This is a genomic window from Streptomyces sp. V4I8 (assembly GCF_041261225.1).
Classification (GTDB): Bacteria; Actinomycetota; Actinomycetes; order Streptomycetales; family Streptomycetaceae; genus Streptomyces.
The window spans coordinates 510364-531254 of record NZ_JBGCCN010000001.1; the positions used below are offsets into that span (position 1 = coordinate 510364).

Below are 20891 nucleotides of genomic sequence, written 5' to 3' on the forward strand. Positions count from 1 at the left end.
CATTCGGCTAGGGGTTGCCTGGACGATGACCCTGCACATCGCCGGGAGGCGGCAGTGGCGCAGGGACGTGCCTGTAGTGCGGTCGCGAAGAGGAATGAGGGTGTTGTCCACCGCCCATAACCGCTCGGTTGCATCCTGCGACGGCCGGGCGCCCGGCCTGCTGCAGGTCGAGTGCCGCAGAATACGGAACCAACATGGCCCCTGTGCCTGTGGGTTGACACTCTTACCCCCCAACGGCAGGGGAGCTTCGTGTGTTGTGCACACCGCCAGCGTCACCGGATCAGTGGACACTTTGAAACAGCCCAGTGAGCCTCTTTCATCCCGTGCCGTGAGAGTGAAATGAGCTGGTCAGCGGTAGTGGTGACGTGGCAGAGCCCCTCGTCGTTGGCGTGGTGATCTCACTCATCACACCGACGGCCGAGGGGCTCTGTTGGTTCCGTATCCTTCCATGCCCGACGTCCCGTATGAGCTGGTCGAGTATGTCTCCTGGCTCATCTACGCCCGAAGGCGTGAACTGAACTCGCCCTGGCGGAAGCCGGGTTGCTTCAAGCAGGCTCTGCTGGCCCTGGCCCACCTACGCAAGAACGAGACGCTCGCCCAGGTCGCGGCCGGGTTCGGGGTGTCGGAGGCGACGGCGTGGCGATACGTGGACGAGACCGTCGAGGTCCTGGCCGCTTGGGCACCGGGCCTACACGAGGCCCTCGTCGGCCTGGGCGAAGGGGTGACTTCGTCATCATCGACGGGCGCTGATTCCCATCGACCGCATCCGGGCGGATGAGCCGTACTACTCGCAAAAGCACAAGAAGCACGGCATGAACGTCCAGGTCATCACCACGCCGGACGGAACCCCGCTGTGGTTCTCCCGGGCAACGCCTGGACGGACCCACGACCTGACCGCGGCCCGTGCCCACGGCATCATCCAAGCCTGCCTGACCCGGCAGATTCTCATCCTGGGCCGACCGCGCCTACCAGGGCGCCGGCGCCACCGTCCGCACCCCGCACTACGGACACCGCGAACTACCCGAGCGCCACCAGCAGTACAACCGCGACCACGCCCGCCTGCGCGCATCTGGTGAACGCGCCCTCGCCCAGCACAAGTCCTGGCGCCTACTCCGAAGGGCACGCTGCTTCAACCAACCGTCTCAGCCGCATAGTCCGCGCCGTACACGCCCTCCTGATCTGCACAAACACGGGATGAAAGAGGCTCAGTGACCGGAGAGGGATGGAAGGGGAAGGCCGAAGCTGGGTGAAAGTCGCCGACGGTTGGCCGTGGGTGCTTACACCTCTCGACGATGGCGTCCTCCGGCTGTCTTGCCGCTTCTGGTCGCCATCAGGGCGTTGCGCTCGCCCGCAGGCCTTGTCTCGGGCTCCATTTCGGCGAGTACGTCGATGGGCGCCGGTGCCTTTGTCAGGAAGATCCAGGTCAGCCAGAGTGCCAGCAAAAACGGCGGGATCTTGAGGGCGATCATGACCCAACCCAGCTGGCTGGTGTCGGACCACCAGTACAAGGGGAAGAGGATCGCGCACTTGGCGAGTAGAATAAGGCCCCATGCCCAACTGGCCTTGGCATAGGCTCTCTTGCGGCCGGGGTTGCGGGTCCGCCAGGAGAGGTTCTCCTTGAAGACCGGCCCGAGGATGAGGCCGACCAGGGGGACGCCTGCAAGGGTGGTCACGATATAGGCCAAGCCGAGACCCAACGTGTAGAGCATGCCGGGCAGGTAGAAGCTTTTGGCGTTGCCGGTCATCATCGCGAAAACGACCCCGAACGCTACGCCTACCACACCGATCAGAGCGTGCTTGAGGGTGTTCTTGCGTCTTAACCGCATCACCACCAGCACTAAGGAGACGGCTAGCGCGGCGATCGCTGAAACCGGCAGACTCTTGTTGACCGTGAAGATTGAGACGAAGAGGAGTCCCGGCAGGGACGTCTCGACCATTCCGCGGACACCACCGAACGCCTTGTAAAGCGCGGCTTCGGTAACTGCGCGGGCGTCATCCGACTGAGGCTGTTCGACGTCTGAGGTCGGTTTGACGAAGGTCGTCATCGGCTACTCCGGTCTGAGGGGTCGCAGCTGGTATTTCGAGTTGACCAGCACCTGATGGTCATGGCACGTCGGGATGGGCCCGCTCGATGTGAGAGATTGCGCCCCATTTCAGTGCGCACGTTCAAGCGCCCTGATACCGCGATTCAGCGTCTCGGTCCGTAGCCCAGGCGCATTAGATGAGGGCTCTTTCGCGCGACTGTTGATCAAGAAGATGCCGGAACCGGCAGGTCGGCTCGGACCGGGGAGCAACATCCACGTCTGGAGCGTACTGGAAAGTGCTGACAGCGCTGTAAGCCAGCTCACTTCTTCAATCGAATTTTCCTGAGCAGGAGACAGTCCAGGAACCGCCCCGATCGACATCGGCTGAGTACTTGCTGCTGGGGTTGCGCTGTCAAGTGGTTGACCTCAATGGCAAAGTGATTGCCTCAAGATCGGGCACTATGTGATCAAGGACCTAGCTGCGACTGGCGTTTGCACTATCAGCGGACGGCCCGCCCCCGAGGGGGCGGGCCGCTGAACTGCCTCAGCTGTTGTGGCACTCGCTTCCTGACGCGGGGTTTAACAGAGCGAGGACATTGATGCTGTTGCCGCAGAGGTTTACCGGCACCTGGATCGGCACCTGGATGTTGTTGCCGGAGAGCAAGCCTGAATTATTGGCCGCGACGGCGGTGGGGTTGGGATCGGCGTGAGCAGTGGTTGCTTGGCCAAGAGCGATGGCGCAGGCCAGCGCGGCTGTGGTGGTCATAGTGCGAAGACGCATGGCGTACCTCCATGAACGGTAGTTCTGACATTGCAATGACACGCAATGTGAGGGAGATGCGCATCTGCAGCTACGCCAGCCGGGTGTGGAGCAACGGAGCAGAGACGGCTGCCTCGTGGGCCTTTCAGCGGTGAGGGTTCCGGACTGGCCACAGGTGTGGGGGTCGGCAGGGGCATTGCGCGATTGGGATTGGTCCGGTTCGCCGGTCTCGTGAGTGACGTGTCGTCATGTCCGTTGTGAGGCAAGGGGCCCTGGAAAGCAGAGCAGGCACGGTGCTGGTGATCATGTGGTTGTCGAGACCCATGAGAACGAGCGAGACCGTGCCTGCCCGAACATCATCGCCCATCCCTTCCGCACTGGAGCAACTGGGCTCCCCGACTGATCCCCTCGCCTCAAGCGATGCCGCTGACCTGCGGCGTTTCCTGACCCTGGTCGCCGACCCCCGCGATGCGCGAGGTCTGCGGTATCCCGCCCTCGCATTGCTGTGCGCAGCCGCCTCGGCGGTGCTGACCGGGGCCCGCTCGCTCATCGCGATCAGCGAGTGGATCGCGGATGCCCCGCAGCATGTGCTGGGCGTCCTCGGTTTCACTGCCGATCCGCTTACCGGCCTGCGGCCCGTGCCGCACGCCGCAACCGTGCGCCGCCTGCTGCAGCGTGTGGACGGCGACGCGCTCGACGCGGCGATCGGCGCGTTTCTGCAGGCCAGAACGCCGCCCCCGGCCAAGCCGGAGACGAAGGCGGGGCCAACGCAGCGGGTGATCGCGGTCGACGGCAAGGTGGTCCGCGGTTCACGGACCGCAACGGCCGCAGCGATCCAGCTGCTGGCGGCAATGGGACCACCACGGCGTGGTCCTGGCCCAGCGGCAGGTCGCTTCCAAGAGCAACGAGATTCCCTCCTTCGCGCCGTTGCTGGACGGTCTCGAGCTGGAGAACACGGTGGTGACCGCCGACGCTCTGCACACCCAGCACGACCACGGGGCCTATCTGACCAGTCGCGGCGCGCACTACGTGGCCGTCGTGAAGAAGAACCATCCCGGCCTGTACACCCAGATCAGGAAGCTGCCCTGGCGGGACATCCCGCTCGGGCACAGCACTCGCGACCACGCCCACCACCGCGACGAGATCCGCCGGCTCAAAGCGGCCGCATTCAGCCACCTCGACTACCCCGGCGCCCGCCAGGCGATCCAAGTCGTCCGGTGGCGACGCGACTTGAGCACCGGGAAACTGACCATCGAGCGCGTCTACCTGATCACCAGCCTGAGCGTCTTCGACGCCACCTGCACCGAGCTCGCCACATGGATCAGAGGCCACTGGGGCATCGAGAACCTCCTGCACCACGTCCGGGACCGCACGTTCCGAGAGGACGACTCCAAGGTCCGCACCGGCACCCTGCCCCGCGCCATGGCCTCCCTGCGCAACCTCGCCATCAGCACCTTCCGCCAGGACGGCCAGACGAACATCGCCGCCGCCCTCCGCCACACCAGCCGCGACTACCACCGGCCCCTACGAACCCTCGGTCTCACATGACAAACCCAGACAGACCTCGATCACGCAATGACCCTGGACCAGAAGTGGCTCCGAACTTCCCCGACAGTTGGAAGACGAGCGCTGTCAGCCGACGGCGGATGCGGAGATCTCAAGGCCGCTGCCGCGCGGCGGGGCATAGAGAAAACGGCCACGCCGACACGCAGCAGCAGCGCGACGGTCATAGTCCCTCGAACGTGTCGGGCTCAGCGCCGTGGACGCACACCTCGCCCGTATGCGCCTCGTAGTACCAGGCGTATACACGGAAGGTCCGGTTTGGACATCTTCTAATTCTGATCCCAGCTCGACCAGATCCATCTTCCTCAGACTGACGCTCCTTTCCACGCACGGTCAGAAATCGGCCACGCGGAATCGGCGTCGCAAGAACGCAGAGTTGCGAGCCGTGCGGGAGATGAGCGGCACACATCCGCAGCCAACAAGCGAGGTTAAAAAGTACGTTCATCGCACGAGTGCCCATCATTCACGACCGAGCGAGGCGTCAAGGATACGATTCACCGCACATACAACCGCACTTTATGCATCTTGAAACGGCGTTAGACTACCCAAGTGCTTACTGTTGCAACGGAGCCCAATCGGGCAAAGACTCAGTCCGAACAGCGTGACGCATTCTTCGACAATGCGAAGTACCTAGCGGTCGTGCTGGTGGCCATTGGACATTTCTGGGAACCACTGAAGAGTGACAGCCGAATCCTCCAGGCTGCGTACGATGTCGTATACACCTTCCACATGCCGGCGTTCCTCGTCATCTCCGGGTACTTCTCGCGCAGCTTCGACCTCAGCCCCCGCCGACTCATGGGACTGATCACGGGCGTCGCCATTCCGTATGTAGTCTTCGAGACCGCCTACTCACTCTTCGAGCGCTATTTTGGCGATAACCCGGACCAAGCCATCAGCTTATGTGACCCCATCTACTTGACCTGGTTCTTGTGCGCGCTCTTCGTATGGCGCCTCACTACGCCCATCTGGCAGCTCATGCGATGGCCTGTGCCGGTCGCGCTCGTCATTGCCATGTTGGCGACTGCCTCACCGACCATCGGCAACGACTTGGACATGCAGCGTCTCTTACAGTTCATGCCCTGCTTCGTGCTGGGCTTGTCCTTGAAACCCAAACACTTTCGACTCATGCGTCGACGCTCCATGCGGGTCATCGCGGTACCGGTGTTTGCCACAGCGCTTTGCTTCGGCTGGTGGGCAGCACCGCGGATGAACACCGCGTGGTTCTACCGTCGCGACTCCGCGCCAGAGCTCGGGGCACCCTGGTGGGCCGGTCCAGTAATGACCCTAGCCATGTTCGGGTGCGCAATGCTTCTGACCGCATGCTTCCTCTCGTGGGTACCAGGTCGAAAGACCTGGTTCACAGCCCTCGGATCCGGCACACTATACGGCTACCTGCTCCATGGCTTCCCGCGAAAAGCCGGGGAGTACTGGGGGTGGTTCGAGGCGAAATGGCTGCATGGTCCACTCGGTGGATTCCTGATGACCTTGCTGGCGGTCCTTGCCGTCACCCTGCTGTGCACGCGATCCGTGCAGCGTGCGTTCCAGTTCGCCACGGTGCCCGATATGGAATGGGCATTCAAGAAGAGCGGAAAGAGCAGTATTTCGCAGCCGCGCACAGTGGCGGCCGATCGTCTGCCCAGTACCAAGGCGCTTGAACATCGCAATCGCTGACGGCCCGTGGAGAAATTCGAGATCTTCCCTCCCTTTGGGAACTCGCTTGTCGAGGTCTGGCGACTTGGGATGAGTGCGTGCCACGATTCGGCGGTTCGGGAGATGTAAATGTTCGTTCGAGGCGCTGCGCCACATCCTCTCCGTCATACCCAGTAGACGCCCAGGTGCCCCGAACCGTTGTGTCGCAGTGCCGGAGAAGATCCCTCGCTGTGCAGGCCACTCACCGGGTGAAACCGCTTCGCGGACCTCGTCGGGGATTATCGACCTCTCCTAGGTCTTGGGGGCGAGCCCCCCAACGGCGGGCGACTTCTTCGCCGACTCGGGGATCTTCTGGTCCGTGCGTAATGCCTGCCATAGCCGGCTGACTTGGGGCTGGGCAGGCACGACCCGGTTCGGGTCCTGAGCGTCGTACCGCACAGGCAGCATGATCGTCTCCATTGTGGAAGGGTCGACGCCGTTTATGCTGCGGCCGAACTCGGCGAGCTTGGTCAAGGACGCGAGACCAGAGTCTGTGGTGAGCGAGGCAGTCAGACGGTCGGCGATCCGGTATGCCTTAGCGGGGCTGCCCAGCAGCTCCTGCTTCTTGATCTCACCCAACAGGGCAATGAGGAACTGCTGCTGTAGCCCAATGCGTCCGAGGTCACTGCCGTCGCCGATGCTGTGTCGGGTCCGGACAAACTGCAGAGACTGAGTGCCGTTGAGCTTGTGAGTGCCCGCCTCAAGATCCAGACCGCTGGACTTGTCATGTATGTCTCGTTCAACAGTCACGGTCACCCCTCCTATCGCGTCCACCACTCCTTTGAAGCCCGCGAAGTCGAGCTCCACGAAGTGATCCATCCTCACACCCGACATCTGCTCCACAGTTTTGACAACACAGGCCGAGCCGGCCAGCGAGTAGACGGAGTTGAACATGACGCGCCTCGCCGCGGGAAGCGAGGAGCCATCCTTCGCTTTGCACACCGGTCGGGTCACGAGCGTGTCGCGCGGAATGCTGACGGCGACGGCATGGCGGCGGCCCTCGGAGATATGGATCAACAGCGCCGTGTCGGAGCGCGCCCCGGCGGTCCTGCCTGTGCCGAGCGAAGAGTTGACACCGGATCGCGAATCAGAGCCGAGAACCAGGACGTTCTGTCCGGCGCTGGGCACTTTCGCGGGCCGTTCGTCCCCGATCGCCTTGTCGAGGTTGATCCCCTTGATCTTGCCGCTGAGGTCGGTGTAGAGCCAGTAGCCGACACCGCTTACGGCCAGCATGAGCAGGACGAAACTCAGCGTGATCCAGCGCCCCACGCGCCGCCGTGAACGTTCAGCCTGCGTCATGGCCTCGATTCCTCTCTCGTCGGACTCATAGCCGGGGTCTGGGCGCACTTCATCTGGGTTGGACACGGCACAACGCCGAACTGTGACGGATGACGAAGCACACAGTCGGCTGGAGAGGAGAAAGGGCTAATCTCCCTTACTCATCCGCCGTCGCTCTCAGGGTCGTCTCGCGTGGAAAGCAGCTGCTCCGTTCACCGCCGCTGCAGCATCCTTTCTGGGCGGTTTCCACATCGACGCTGATCGGGCTCGGCGCCCGGCAGAATCCCAGTACTCACGACGGCGACGTCTGCCCAGGTCGTGGCGTCACCCCCACATCCGGAGCGGCCCTGGTCGTGACGCACGCCGAGCCCGAGGGCCCGCACCGTCGCAGACTCCCGACCGCCCTGATGCGACGGAACAGCGTTCACATCCGGTGGGTGTCATTGCCCTCGTCGGCGTCTCGCGCCCCTGGTTTCGCAGGAACGGAAGAGGCCAATGTGTTGGCGAGCCGACCCCCTACATCTATGTCCCGTGCGCCTTCCGCCATGTCCTCCGCGACCAGGCTCGTGGTCGGGTTGGCCGGACCAACGTGCGAGATCGGTGCCCGCGCGACCGCCAACTCGATTGCCTCCCGCAGTTGCAGAGCGGCAGCAGGGCCGCCGCGGTACCAGTCGCTCCCCCAGATCCGGTGCAACTGCCAGCCCAGCCCGGCGAGCACCTCCTCTCGTAGCCGATCGCGGTCTCGGGCTGAATTGCATGAGTAATACGTCGCTCCATCGCACTGGATACCGAGAACGTAGGTCCCCGGGAACTCTGGATGGCGGACGCCGATGTCGACGCGATGTCCGGCTGTACCGACCCGCGGCTGCACTTGGTAGCCCCAGTCCCGCAGTACCTGCAGGACCGATTCCTCGAATGGGCCATCCGACCGGAGGTCGGCCTGGTTGGCGTCCGGCACCAGATCGGTTGGGCCGTTCTCGGCATATTCCAGATATCGTTTGAGGTGCTGGATGTTTTCGTTCCGACTGTCGGCAAGATCTCTGCCTCGGAATGAGGCTACGACCTCCATCCGGAAACGCGCCCGAGTAATGGCGACGTTCAGACGCCGCCAGCCTCCCTCTTTACTGATGGGCCCGAAGTTCGTGGTCATGTTGCCATGTTCGTCAGGTCCGTATCCGATCGACATGATCATAACGTCACGCTCGTCGCCCTGGACAGATTCCAGGTTCTTGACGAAGAACCCGTGGAGGCGGTCTTCGGTGAAGCAGTGGTCCAGATCTGGGCGAAGCAGTCGAGCCTGCTGGACCGCCTGGTCGATGGCTGCCGCTTGGGCCTGGGAAAGGGCGACGACACCCAGGCTCCGTTCAGGGCGGGTGTCAAAGTGGTGGATGACTCGACGCGCGACGAACTCCGCCTCCATCCGGTTGTCGCGCCGACCGCCCCGGTCGTACACGCCCTGTGTGTGGAAGAACGCGACACCGACGGCGTCACCGAAGTCCATGGCCGCCGGGAAGGTCAGCATGGCACTGTCGTAAAAGGATCTGTTGCTGAACGTGATCAGGTCCTCGTGACGGCTGCGGTAGTGCCAGCCCAGGGAAAGCTCTCGCAAGGCGCCTGCTTTGCAGGCATGCAGCAAGGACTCGAACGAGTCGGAGTCGGCATCCTTGGCGACATCCTCGAGTGCCGAATCGAAGAACGAACTGGGCGGCAGCTGCCTATCGTCGCCAGTGACGATCAGTGAATCTGCTCGATATACGCAGTTGATGGCGTCGGCCGGACGCACCTGTGAGGCCTCGTCGAAGATAACCACGTCGAAGTGGTAATCAGCAGGCAACAGCTGGCTTACTGTCAGTGGGCTCATCATGAAGCATGGTTTGATGAGCTGGACGACCTCGCGTGCTTGGTCGAGCAGTTCTCGCACCGGCAGATGGCCCTGCTTCAGTTCGGCCTGATGTTTGATCGCCAAAGCCGGTCCGCTGCCGAAACGGTGCGGTCGGCGCTGGTAGTGTGCCTCGATCACGGCTCCGCTCGCAGTTGCAACCAGTCGCCGATCGGCGTCCTGAAACTCGCTTACGCGGGCATTCAGGTCCGCTGAACGCGTCATGGCGAGGCGGGTGTCCGTGGCCAGGATGTCGTCTGCCCAGCATTTCAGCAGGGCCTGTTCCATGACCCCGGGCAACTGCTCTGCGGGGACACTTCTCTCTGCGGCACGCCGCACGAGTTCATCGACACCGGCACGGGTCAGAACGTCGAGCCCCGAACGATATGCCCGCCATTCCTCCGGGCCGTGGGGATCGGCACGGAGTTCATCGACTGCCTGCTGGGCCTGATCGAAGGTTCCGAGCAGCACAACAGACAGCTGAGCTTGACGGGGTTCCACGAAGAGGCCAGCCAGCTCGGCCGCGGAATCCGACCAGCGATCGGCACGCCTGGTCGCAGCGCGGCACCAGTCGGCCAGCGCCGCACGGACGCTGCTCGCCAGGAGGCCCGGGAGCGGGTCGGGCTCGGCACCATCAGCCAGGCGAACGGGGAGGAGGCGACGATCAGTGGCCTCTTGAGTTAGTTCGGCGATGCGATCCGCCGTGGCCAGCGCCGCCTCCAGGGAGGGTAGATCAGCCTCGCCGTAAGGAAGGTACTCGCCCAGGGTCTGCGCATGGCGAACGGTCAGGCGGGCCACCTCTGCCGCACTGTTGCGCCAGGCGAGTGCGTCGTTCAGGCGCCGAGGGAGAGTCTTGTCCCAGGCGCCGATGCGTGTGAGCGCGGCCACCGCCGCACGGTCCTGCCGGAACTGCCCGGATAGTCGCACGAACAAGCCCCGGTGCTGTTCACTGAATCTTTCGGCCAAGTCAGGCAGATCTTCTGCTTCCAGTACCTGATCATCGAAAACATCCTCGACGGCTGCACGGGCACCTGCGCAGACAACGAGGGCATCCCCTAACTCCTGAGCGGCACGCTGTGCTTCGCGAAGCCCTTCTTCGTCGAACCAACGCGCAAGTGGCCGCTTCGTCGCAGAGGTGAGATCGGCGAGTTCCAGCAGCCTGAACGCGGCCTGCGCGGTTTCCGGCTTGGGCAGTCCGAACAGCTCTGCCAGCCGGGCGAGGCTTCCGGAGAGGTCGTCCGCCCTGCCGTCGCCGGTCAAGCCAGGGCTGGCCGGGTCCACTTCAGGCAGGTTCGCTTCCAGAGTTCGTACTATCTGCCGCACATCATGCACGGTGCGCGGTTCGGGCATCGTAGCGGCAAATGGGCACTGCTCGGCCGTCGTGCGCAGGTCCGCAAGCGCGTCAGCGGCCTCCGCGAGGACGACCGCGAGAGCGGAGCGGCCTTCAAGTCCGCGCCAGACGAAGGCCTCTCCTTCCGCTGCCGGGCGCCAGGCGCGGCTGATGGTGCAGACAGCCTGCATAAGCGTCTGAAGATCCCCCGCGCCGAGTCCCCGAACCATGTCGGTGCTCTCGGCCCCGAGGTACAGCTGTGGAGTCTGCGCCCGCTCCAATAGGACCAGCCGGCCCAGAACATCGTGCAGGGTACGACCGAGCGGCTCACGGATCTCGTTCATCGCCACGGCATAGCCGGACAGTTCCTCGCGCAGCCGACGAGCACGGTCCAGTTCATGCTCAGCCGCGACGGTGCCCCGCACTTGGATGGTCAACGCCCGGGCGAGCTCCGTCGCTACGGCCTTCCTGCTGGTGTCGCCACTGTGCAGGGCCAGCACGAACTCCCCGAGGCCAACACTCCCCAGCCTGTTGCGGACCACGTCGAGTGCCGCGGCCTTTTCACTCACGAACAAGACGGAACGGCCGGCGTGCATGAGTGCAGCAATCATGTTGGTGATCGTCTGGCTTTTGCCTGTTCCAGGTGGTCCGCTCATCACAAAGGAACGACCATCCAGCGCGGCCGCAATGCACCGCCGCTGCGAGGAGTCCGCGTCCAGCACGAGCGGGGTCCGTTCTGGCAGCTGAATCTCGTCAATGCGATCGACCTCGGGCGGCTCGACGTCGAGCAGATCCTCCGGCAGCCCCGCATCCGGTCCGAGGCCGATGGCCCGGACAAGCGGATGAGTGAGGATGCGTTCTTTGTTCTGTTGGAGGTCTTGGCACAGTGCTTCCTTGTGCGAGGTGAAGAGACCGAGCACGACACGCGCGTTCACGGTCCAGTCGTCCTGCGCCTGTGCAACTTCCCGGGCGGCGGCGAAAACGGCACCTGGGTCAGCCACGTCACAGTCAAGAACCGCACTCCAGTCGACGCCCAGCCGTTCCAGCTTGACAGTCAGTGCAGGGTTATGGATGCGATCCTGGCCCTCGGCCAAATGCAGACGCGTATGCCGTTGGCCGTCCCGCCGAAGCTCCACGGGCACGAGCAGCAAAGGGGCGGAACCCTTCTCTTTTGCACCCTCCTCCCGCCAGTCCAGCATGCCGACACCGAGCCAGAGCACCCATAGGCCGTAGTCGTTGTACATCTGGCCCGACTTCTGCCGCAGCCGGTACAGCGAGGCTTCCAGCTCTGCTTGCGTGTCCTTGTGTGTCACCAGACCGCCCCCGCGCCCGAACCCCTCGGCTGCGGAGGCGGATTCATAGCCGGAGGACGTTCGGCTGCGTGCAGCCGCACCGTCTCCCTCTCCCTTGCCACCGCTCTCCCCTATGGTCGCGAAGCTCCAACCACGGGTGAGCCCGGCCAGTACAGTGGAGGAATCGGGCGCCATGATCTCAAGGGTGGCGGTCCTCGTATGGCGGAAATTCAGCAGCCGGTTGCGCCCACTGAGGTCGAGCAGGGAATTGCGCCAAGTATCCAGGATGGTCTGGAGCCGGTCGACGCCCAGGTCACTGTGAGCCGCGGAATCACTGCTCACACACTGGAGGGCATCAAGATTGCGTAAATTGTACATATAGGCATTATTTACACAGTTGGTCCAGCACGCCAGTCTCAGTGGTTCCCTGGTGCGACCTCCATCCCCAACCATCTGGCCGCCATCAGCCAGTCAGGTCGATCTGACCGCGAAGCCGGGTGAAACGCGGCTTCGCGATGGCCGAGCTGACTGATCATCGTGAGCCGCGCAAGATCTGACAGGTCGCGGCGATCGCAGGAGGCGTCCGCCGCAAATGTGCCGCGAGCGGGGACGCGTCCGTATGCCCTATAGCCACGACTCCGTGTCTCTCACCTCAACATCGCACCTCACATCAGGGAAGGCTGCGAGCCGCTTGCTCACGGCGACGCTGAAGTCACCCTTGAGCGACATCAATAATCCGGTGGTGCCCTCAAGATCATTCGCATGGTAGGAGGATGCCACGATGGCTTCCGGATCAACGCTCGCCAGTGCGGCGAAGACCTGATCGAAGAGGTCGTTCCGCACTATGGCTGAGACAGAAGTACGGGTTGTCATAGTGTCGTCTCCTTTACCATGGCCTTTGCTGAGGGTCGCCCTCAAGCCCATGAAGCGCCACCTGGCGGGCCGGTTGTCTATGCCATAGGGGTTCATCGCCGCGAGAAAACGCCACGCCGATATCAACCGAGCCGACAATTCTGCCGAAACTAGAAACAGGGCAAGACATCTCCGAGTCGCGGGTCACTGTACCGCTCCTTCCCCGGACAAGCCGTGCTCTCGAACCCCAGACCAAAGCCCCCGAGGCAGGCCGCCCTCCTGCCGAGATCCCGAATTCGCTCCCGGCGTCGGCGTCAGAACCGCCGAAGTGCTGCCGGTCACCGTCGCCGACGGCTCACCTTGTTCCCAGCCCCGCAACCAGGTGGTCCGAGTACCTACGGCGTCCGATGAGTCTGTCACAGAAGGCTGTGGCCGGAGCATTCTTCGGCTAGGGGGCAGTGCGTTGAGAGGTGAACGGGTAGATGAGGAGAGGTTAGACGCTCACCGGTCTGCCAAGGGAAGCGAGACAACCACTTGGCCGGCCGCTGAATTCGAGCGAGAAGGTGGCGGTGGTGGCTGCCAATCCGGGTCACTCCACTGCGGCTTCCGTGAACCACGACCATGTTACTGACGGCCGTCAACTGACGCATGAAATCACGGTGCAGCAGGCCCTCTGTTCGGCGTCTCGCCGACGACCTCCCGTAGGGTGATCCAACGGCTCGGACCATTACTCGCGCGCAACCGAAACCTGTGCACATTCTGCCGTTATTCCCAATCCGGACGAACATGAAGGTGATCGCGAACGCAGAAGCACGCCGGGCCGGTGATGCTTACGGCTCGTCCGATGCCGCGCCTCACCGCAGCAGCGAGAGCCTGGCGCAGCTCGGTACCTTTCCAGCGCTGTCAGGCAGTGACCTACGAGGTCGTGCACGCCGCTGCCGTCCGCAAGTTTCCGACCGAACCCGCCTCGCTTCGCCGTCGCTCAACTCAAGCGTCGTCCTCAGCCGAGACGACGCCGCCTTCAACAGCCCACATGTGCGCCCTGTCCACCGATCACGGGCGGTGAAGGTCAAGCGCCGCTGTCCTGTCTCACAGCAAGGCACTTGACCGCCCCCCTCCACAGAACGCCCACGTCGCCGACGGTTCGTCCGGTCGAGCACCGGCCTGTGCAAGCCGACTACGATTGTCCACCGTCCCCACCCAGTGAGGCATGTTACCCAGACGCGATTTGGCGAGATCTGTGGGCCGTTCGTGTGGTTCCAGCACTGACTTGGGGCCGGCGCGTCATGACAAGGGACGTGTTCTGTCTCATATATGGGTCAGGCCCGGGGCAGCGGAGGCCAACTGCACCTACTGTCCCCGAGTTGGCTTGGCCGCATTGGCGGTCAGAGTCCTGTGCAGGGCTTGCACCGCTACGTTTGTTGGGCCCGTCATTCCGCTCCTGGGTGACGGGCCCAACGTTGAATTCGTGGCAGCCTCGGTGCCCTGCCGATCCGTGCCACTCGGTCAGGCGTTTGCACGGCCCCTGCCTCGCGGGCGGCGTTCAGGACGCCCCCTGCTCCTTGCGCTGGGGATTGCGTCAGGTGTGACGCAGGTGGCACTCCCAGCCGGGCCCGCCGGGAACCTACTTCGGCACTCCGAGCTCGGCACCTCCCGCAGTTCCTTGGACCAGCAACGCCTGTGACATGAATGGCGGCCTAAGCCACCAAGGGAGAGGCCGAGGGTCTCGGCCTCTCCCTGAGTGCAGTGCCAAGTCCACCTTTCGGCTCGCGGACACGACGGCCACCCATCTGGTCACGGCCCACCACCCCCGGGAATGCACAGTCGCCCTGTAGCAGTCCCGAGGGCCCATCCTCGCGAGCCGAATCTCGGGGCTGGAGCTTGCTCGGCCTGCCGGCCGTCTCGCCGTCACGCACCACTACCGGTCACAGCCACTCACGAATGTTGCGACCAGCCCCCGTTCATCGGTCCGCCACAGGTAGTAGTCACGGCACATATGACACACACGGTCGTCGCGCTCGGCCTGAGTTCGGCGCGTGCCCGCCACGCTCCGGGCGCCCAGCACTGTCGCCCATCTCGGAGCCTTGGCGATGTCGCGACTGGCTACACCCGCGTCAGCCGTGACGGTGACTTGAGTCTTGAGGCGGTCGTACAACATGTCGCATGAGGGTCACATGGGCTGGTGACAACCGTGGCTGCGACCGTGGATGACGGGAAACGGCGCCCGCCGACAGCAGGCAGGAACAACCAACTGTCCGAGCACCATGTGCATCCGCAGGGCCCCATTGCTCCCACGGAGCCGAGGAGAGGCGGGACCCTGCGGATGGAAGAGGAGGACTCAGGCCTCTTCCATAAATGGAAGAGTGTTGTCGGCAACGTATATGACGCTGCTTCAGTCAGACGGCCCAGGTTTCCCGAGAAGTGCGTGCGACCACCCTAAGAACTCGTAACAAGATCTTGAGCGAGTCCGCTGGTCACGTGTGCTCAATGTGATGATCTGGCCGTTGATGGGCTCATGAGTATCCTGCCGTGGATCGTGGACGATGATCTGTGGGAGCTGATCGAGCCGTTGCTGCCGCTCCGGTCCGAGAGGGCACCTGGGCCGAAGCCGGCATGACCGGCGGTGTCTGCAGGGCATTCTGTACCTGTTGGTCAGCGACATCGCATGGCAAGCGCTGCCGCTGGAGCTGGGGTTCGGCTCCGGACAGACATACTGGTGCCGACTGGACCGCTGCCAGCAGGCCGGTGTCCTCGACCGGCTGCACCGCATCCTGCTCGCGAAGCTGCACGCGGCCGGTCAACTTGACTGGTCATGTGCATGCGCAGACGGCTCCCACGTCCGCGTGAAAACGGGGGGAGCCGTGACTGGCCGTCACCGGTCGACCGGCGGAAAACCGGCGGCGCACCATCTGACCTGCGGTGGGAAGAGTACCCCGCCGCACATCATCGCTACCGCGGCGAACGTCAACGACGTCACGCAGACCCTAGCCCTCGACGAGGGCACCCGCCGGTAGCCGGATTCCCCGAACGTCCTCGCCGACGCCCAGAAGCCCTGCTGGGCGAAAAGACGTGCCACTCTCGGGCTGTGTGTCGCGAACTCTGTCGGCCCGAGTCCTGCCGGTGATCTCCCACAAGGGCTCTCCGACTACCAAGGGCCTGGGCAGGACCGCGGCTCTCGCCGAGGCGGAAGGTCGTCTCGCCGTACTGCCGCCACCCGAAGATCGTCGAGAGCCTGGCTCGTCGGAAGCGCATGGCCCGCCCGCCAAAGACATCCTCACCCAGTCCGTCTGTACCAGGAGCGGATGTGACGGCCGCTCAGCGGGCTGGGATCGGCATGGTCGACGGCCGCCACTCTCGCCTGATCAACCCGAATACCCACGAGTCGGATACCTCACCGTTCACGACGCAGCCTTCCCGCAGTGTCCCGTCCCGCACGAATCCGACCTTCTCCAGCACCCGAGCAGATGCCACGTTGCGTGTATCGGTCTCAGCCCGAACTCGATTCAGGTCCAGTGTGTCGAATGCCCACTTCAGCACGGCGTGCGCGGCTTCCGTCGCGTAGCCGCGGCCCCACATCGCATCGGCGAGACAGTAGCCCAACGACGCGCTGCGGTAGTCCGGGTTCCATCCGGGCAGACCGCACCAGCCGACGAAGGCCCCGTCAGAAACACGGTCGATGGCCACCCGCACCCCGGTGCCTTCGTCCGCCATCTTTCGGCATGTCGCGACGAAACGGTCGGCCCGAGCTCGCTCGTTCCACGGTGGGGAGTCCCAGTAGCGCAGCACGTAGGCGCTGCTGTGCAGTGCGAAGAGGGGATCCACGTCGGTGTCGGTGAAGGGGCGCAGTCGCAGGCGAGCAGTGTGCAGTATAGGGGTGGTCAAAGAGGGGTGGTCAAAGTCATGCGCACCATCTTGCGTCCTCATCGGGCGGGCAGAGTACCGAATATCGGTTCCGGACTTAGTACTGCAACGGTGCTTGTTCTGATTGCTGGGCAGTTTTCAGGGGCTGTGTCCGCGTCGTTTGTAGTGGCTGATGCGGGCTTGGTGCTGGCGTCGTCGGCGCCAGGTTGACCAGTGCAGGATGTGGTCGGCCGGGGTGGGGCGGCGGTTGGTGAGGCGGGTGATCAGGCGTCGGATCTCGGCGAGGCTGAGGTGGATGAGCTGGGAGGATCCGTTTCTGCTTTGTCCGTGTCGAGCTGGCGGGCCCGCAGGACAGTCAGACAGGCGTGGGCGGCCATGGCCAGGGTCATGTGGCGGTGCCAGCCCGGGTAGCGGCGGACCTGGTAGTCGTCCAGGCCGCACTCCTGCTTCGCGGTCTGGAAGCATTCCTCGACTGCCCAGCGGCTGCCCGCGATGCGGATCAGCTCGTCCAGCGTCGTGTCGGCGGGACAGTAGGCGATGTAGTAGGAGATCTCCTCGGGCCTGCTCACGCTTCGGCGGGCGAGGACCCAGTGCCGGCGGTCCTCGCGGTGCCAGGGCCGCACCTCGACGCGGGCCCAGTCGAAGATCCGCCGGCCGTGGGCTCCTTCACCGCAGGAACGGCGTTTCCATTTCTGCCGCGGCAGGCCGGGAAACAGGTCGTGGACGGGGTGGTCGATGGACCAGCGGGTGACGACGGTGTCGTGCCGGGTGGTGGCCATGACGTGGAAGACATCCGCCTGTTCCAGCTCGAACCGCCAGCCCTTGCTGAAGCCGTAGGCGGCGTCCGCCGTCACCCAGCCGAACGGGATACGGTCGGCGATGGCCCGGCGGACCATCGCCTTGGCCATGGCCACCTTCGTCTCGAAGGCGACACTGTCGTCGATGCCCGCCCGCCGGCACCGTTCCCGGTCATCCGTCCAGGAGGTGGGCAGATACAGACGGCGGTCGATCAGAGTGCGTCCACGGCCGGTGGCGTAGGCGAGGAACACACCGATCTGGCAGTTCTCGGTGCGGCCGGCCGTTCCGGAGTACTGCCTTTGCACCCCGGCCGAACGGACGCCCTTCTTCAGAAAGCCGGTGTCATCGACGATCAGGACGGCCTCGCGGTCTGCGAGGTGTTCCACGACGTAGTCGCGTACGTCGTCCAGGACCTCGTCGGCGTCCCACTCGATCCGGTTCAGCAGCCGGTGGATGCGATCGGGACCCGTATGCCCGGCCTCCTCCGCCAGCGTCCAGCCGTTCTTCCGCTCCAGCGGCGCAACCAGCCCACGCATGTAAGCCAGCGCCGACTGACGCGGCTCCTCCCGGTTGAACCGGTGCACGAACCGCTCATGCAGAGCACCCAGTTCCCCCGCCCACAACCTGACACCAGCAAGGTCCCCACCCATAACAACACCAACGACTGAACTGGCCAGCAGTCACGGCAAAGACCGTTGCAGTATTAGAGCGTGTCCTATGTGGTGAGGCGGACGAGTCGCTTGTAGCAGCAGATGGCGGCGGCGAGGCCGAGAAAGGCCAGGTAGTTGCGGGGATCGCGTTCATAGCGGGGGCTGAGGCGGCGGTAGCCGGACAGCCAGGACATGGTGCGCTCGATGACCCAGCGGCGACGGCCCAATCGTTCGCTGGATCCGATGCCTTTGCGCGCGATCCGTACTCCGATGCGTTTGCCACGTAACCATTTCCGCAGGTCGGCGCGGTCGTAGGCTTTGTCCGCGTGGAGGCGCTGGGGCTTGAAGTGGCGGCCGCGGTGGGGGTCGTGTCTCGTTTGGTGACCCTCGACCATGGGCTTCAGCCCTTCGCTGTCGTGGGTGTTGCCGGCGGAGACGCCGACAAGGAGGGGCAGTCCGGTCGCGTCCGACAGGACGTGCATCTTGGAACCCGGCTTGCCCCGGTCCACGGGGCTCGGACCTGTGTGTTCGCCCCTTTTTTAGCCCTGACGTGGGCGGTGTCCAGGACGACGCGGGTGACGTCGATGAGGCCGGCGTCGTCGAGGCGGTGCAGCACGGCCTCGTGCAGCCGCCCCCAGAGGCCCGGCTCTCGACCAGATCAAGAACCGGCGGTGGGCGGTCGACTTCGATATGCCGAAGCAGGGCGGCAGTTGGCGCCAGGCGCAGCCGCTGACCAAGACGTAGATGATGGCGGCGAACAGCGTCTCATCAGGGGTGTCCTGCATTCCGCCGCCCTGCGGCCGCACCCTCGAGGGCGGGATCAGCGGCTTCGCGATCTCCCACAGCCCGTCCGGAACAATCCAACTCCACGTACCCCGCCCCATACCGAGATCAACGACACCCCGCCACATAGGACACGCTCTTAGCAGGCGGTGAGTGAGCCTCTTTCATCCCGTGCCGTGAGAGTGAAATGAGCTGGTCAGCGGTAGTGGTGACGTGGCAGAGTCCCTCGTCGTTGGCGTGGTGATCTCACTCATCACACCGGCGGCCGAGGGGCTCTGTTGGTTCCGTATCCTTCCATGCCCGACGTCCCGTATGAGCTGGTCGAGTATGTCTCCTGGCTCATCTACGCCCGAAGGCGTGAACTGAACTCGCCCTGGCGGAAGCCGGGTTGCTTCAAGCAGGCTCTGCTGGCCCTGGCCCACCTACGCAAGAACGAGACGCTCGCCCAGGTCGCGGCCGGGTTCGGGGTGTCGGAGGCGACGGCGTGGCGATACGTGGACGAGACCGTCGAGGTCCTGGCCGCTTGGGCACCGGGCCTACACGAGGCCCTCGTCGGCCTGGGCGAAGGTGACTTCGTCATCATCGACGGGCGCTGATTCCCATCGACCGCATCCGGGCGGATGAGCCGTACTACTCGCAAAAGCACAAGAAGCACGGCATGAACGTCCAGGTCATCACCACGCCGGACGGAACCCCGCTGTGGTTCTCCCGGGCAACGCCTGGACGGACCCACGACCTGACCGCCGCCCGCGCCCACGGCATCATCCAAGCCTGCCTGACCCGGCAGATTCTCATCCTGGGCCGACCGCGCCTACCAGGGCGCCGGCGCCACCGTCCGCACCCCGCACTACGGACACCGCGAACTACCCGAGCGCCACCAGCAGTACAACCGCGACCACGCCCGCCTGCGCGCATCTGGTGAACGCGCCCTCGCCCAGCACAAGTCCTGGCCCCTACTCCGAAGGGCACGCTGCTTCAACCAACCGTCTCAGCCGCATAGTCCGCGCCGTACACGCCCTCCTGATCTGCACAAACACGGGATGAAAGAGGCTCACTGAGTGCTTCTCACCGCGTTAGCAGCGGCACGTGCATGCAGATCCTGGGGGCTGATCGACGGGCGGCGCGGCGCCATCCCCGGGGTTGGACCGCTTCCGGGATCCTTCCTAACTCCTCTCCCGGTTACACGAAATACCGCCGTCCCACGGAGACCCGGTAGACGCGACACTCGAAGGGAGGCCCGGTTCCGTTGAGTAGCCTCTGCATCCTATTCTTGCAATGGTTGCATCGATTCGCTCTGAGGTGTCTAGTAGGCTCGTCGATCGCCTGGACCACTTCCTCGGAAGAGAAAACGGATCAGTGGTCAACATCTGGAGAATTGGCTTCACCCTATGAGGCAAATGACTGGCGCGTCGTTGTGTGCTACGAGATATTTGGCCCGGATGATACCCCTGCCGCTGTGCGGTTGATGGATTCCCTAATCATCGTCTCTCGGCGACTTTCGGTCACTGGATCGGCTTCACGCACGCACCAGTCCAGACTTGCCGAGTCTCGCATCCGTACGGCCAGGCAAGAAGCACCCATATTAACGTTGGATTTATAGGAAGAGGATCGTCAGTCATGAGTGACGAAGTGTCAGTGAGGTTTGTGCGATTAGTAACAGAGGGTCGAACTCCAGAAGCAGCTTGGCTCATGATGATGAGAGACAGTGCCGTTGCTACCGCTCGGTCGGTAACGTTCAGCCGACTTCGGTTCACGGAAGAGGAGAACAAGGCCATGACCTCGTCGCGTCGGCGATGGGCTGCCCTTGGGCTTACTCCGCCGTGGGAGGCGGGTGATCTCCCTGACCACCCACGGATGCTCCTAAGGGAAGCCGATGCAGGTAGGCCGCTGGCAGGACCCTGAGCGGTTGCAAGGTTCTCCCGAACGATCAAGTGGTTGATCGACTGAGATGAGCGAGCGCGGCGCGTTGAACCGCGGAGGATCGGTGGCCCACGTGATAGGTGCTTGCACGGCAGAAACTGCCACGCGCGTTCGGCTGTGCGCCGCTGAGAGTCAACGCGTAGCACGCCGCCAAGGCGCCAAGTGTTGCGGACAGTTCACGGATACCGTCACCTGGGGTGCTGCCGTTTGGC

The 20891-nt window shown here is 64.0% G+C and carries 9 protein-coding genes and 5 pseudogenes; 6 read left to right on the forward strand and 8 right to left on the reverse strand.

Annotated features, from left to right (window positions below):
- The first annotated feature begins 389 nt into the window (after positions 1-389).
- Positions 390-1198, forward strand: a pseudogene (locus ABIE67_RS02505) (transposase family protein).
- A gap of 79 nt (positions 1199-1277) precedes the next feature.
- Here ABIE67_RS02505 and ABIE67_RS02510 read toward each other — a convergent pair.
- Complete coding sequence (locus ABIE67_RS02510) at positions 1278-2045, reverse strand: DUF3159 domain-containing protein (RefSeq protein ID WP_370252579.1); 768 nt, start codon at positions 2043-2045, stop codon at positions 1278-1280.
- 523 nt (positions 2046-2568) lie between these two features.
- On the reverse strand, positions 2569-2790 hold the full coding sequence (locus tag ABIE67_RS02515) for a chaplin (RefSeq protein ID WP_370252581.1): 222 nt from the start codon (positions 2788-2790) through the stop codon (positions 2569-2571).
- A 317-nt stretch (positions 2791-3107) separates the two neighbouring features.
- On the opposite strand from ABIE67_RS02515, the pseudogene ABIE67_RS02520 reads away from it, so the two are divergent.
- The 3 genes and pseudogenes from ABIE67_RS02520 to ABIE67_RS02530 form a co-directional block, all read left to right on the forward strand.
- Positions 3108-3440, forward strand: a pseudogene (locus ABIE67_RS02520) (transposase family protein); the annotation flags it as partial.
- A 211-nt stretch (positions 3441-3651) separates the two neighbouring features.
- The gene (locus ABIE67_RS02525) at positions 3652-4332 is read left to right on the forward strand and encodes an ISAs1 family transposase (RefSeq protein ID WP_370252583.1); all 681 of its coding nucleotides are present in this window, start codon (positions 3652-3654) and stop codon (positions 4330-4332) included.
- 564 nt (positions 4333-4896) lie between these two features.
- Positions 4897-6018, forward strand: coding sequence for an acyltransferase family protein (locus ABIE67_RS02530; RefSeq protein WP_370252585.1), 1122 nt, complete (start codon positions 4897-4899; stop codon positions 6016-6018).
- 270 nt (positions 6019-6288) lie between these two features.
- Here ABIE67_RS02530 and ABIE67_RS02535 read toward each other — a convergent pair whose 3' ends face one another.
- The 3 genes from ABIE67_RS02535 to ABIE67_RS02545 form a co-directional block, all read right to left on the reverse strand.
- Positions 6289-7335 (reverse strand): LCP family protein, encoded by a 1047-nt coding sequence (locus ABIE67_RS02535; RefSeq protein ID WP_370252587.1) that lies wholly within the window; start codon positions 7333-7335, stop codon positions 6289-6291.
- Between the two features lie 403 nt (positions 7336-7738).
- Positions 7739-12157 (reverse strand): DUF4011 domain-containing protein, encoded by a 4419-nt coding sequence (locus ABIE67_RS02540; RefSeq protein WP_370252590.1) that lies wholly within the window; start codon positions 12155-12157, stop codon positions 7739-7741.
- Between the two features lie 282 nt (positions 12158-12439).
- A complete protein-coding gene (locus tag ABIE67_RS02545; RefSeq protein WP_370252592.1) occupies positions 12440-12688 on the reverse strand; it encodes a hypothetical protein in 249 nt (82 codons plus the stop codon).
- A gap of 2573 nt (positions 12689-15261) precedes the next feature.
- Here ABIE67_RS02545 and ABIE67_RS02550 point away from each other — a divergent pair.
- Positions 15262-15681: pseudogene (locus ABIE67_RS02550) on the forward strand (transposase); the annotation flags it as partial.
- Positions 15682-15982: 301 nt separating this feature from the next.
- On the opposite strand, the gene ABIE67_RS02555 reads toward ABIE67_RS02550, so the two are convergent.
- From ABIE67_RS02555 to ABIE67_RS02565, 3 genes and pseudogenes are all read right to left on the reverse strand, one after another.
- Positions 15983-16591 (reverse strand): GNAT family N-acetyltransferase, encoded by a 609-nt coding sequence (locus ABIE67_RS02555; protein ID WP_370252594.1) that lies wholly within the window; start codon positions 16589-16591, stop codon positions 15983-15985.
- A gap of 200 nt (positions 16592-16791) precedes the next feature.
- The gene (locus tag ABIE67_RS02560; protein WP_370252597.1) at positions 16792-17976 is read right to left on the reverse strand and encodes an IS701 family transposase; all 1185 of its coding nucleotides are present in this window, start codon (positions 17974-17976) and stop codon (positions 16792-16794) included.
- A gap of 65 nt (positions 17977-18041) precedes the next feature.
- Positions 18042-18860, reverse strand: a pseudogene (locus ABIE67_RS02565) (IS5 family transposase).
- Between the two features lie 136 nt (positions 18861-18996).
- Here ABIE67_RS02565 and ABIE67_RS02570 point away from each other — a divergent pair.
- A pseudogene (locus tag ABIE67_RS02570) lies at positions 18997-19803 on the forward strand (transposase family protein).
- The last annotated feature ends 1088 nt before the right edge of the window (positions 19804-20891 follow it).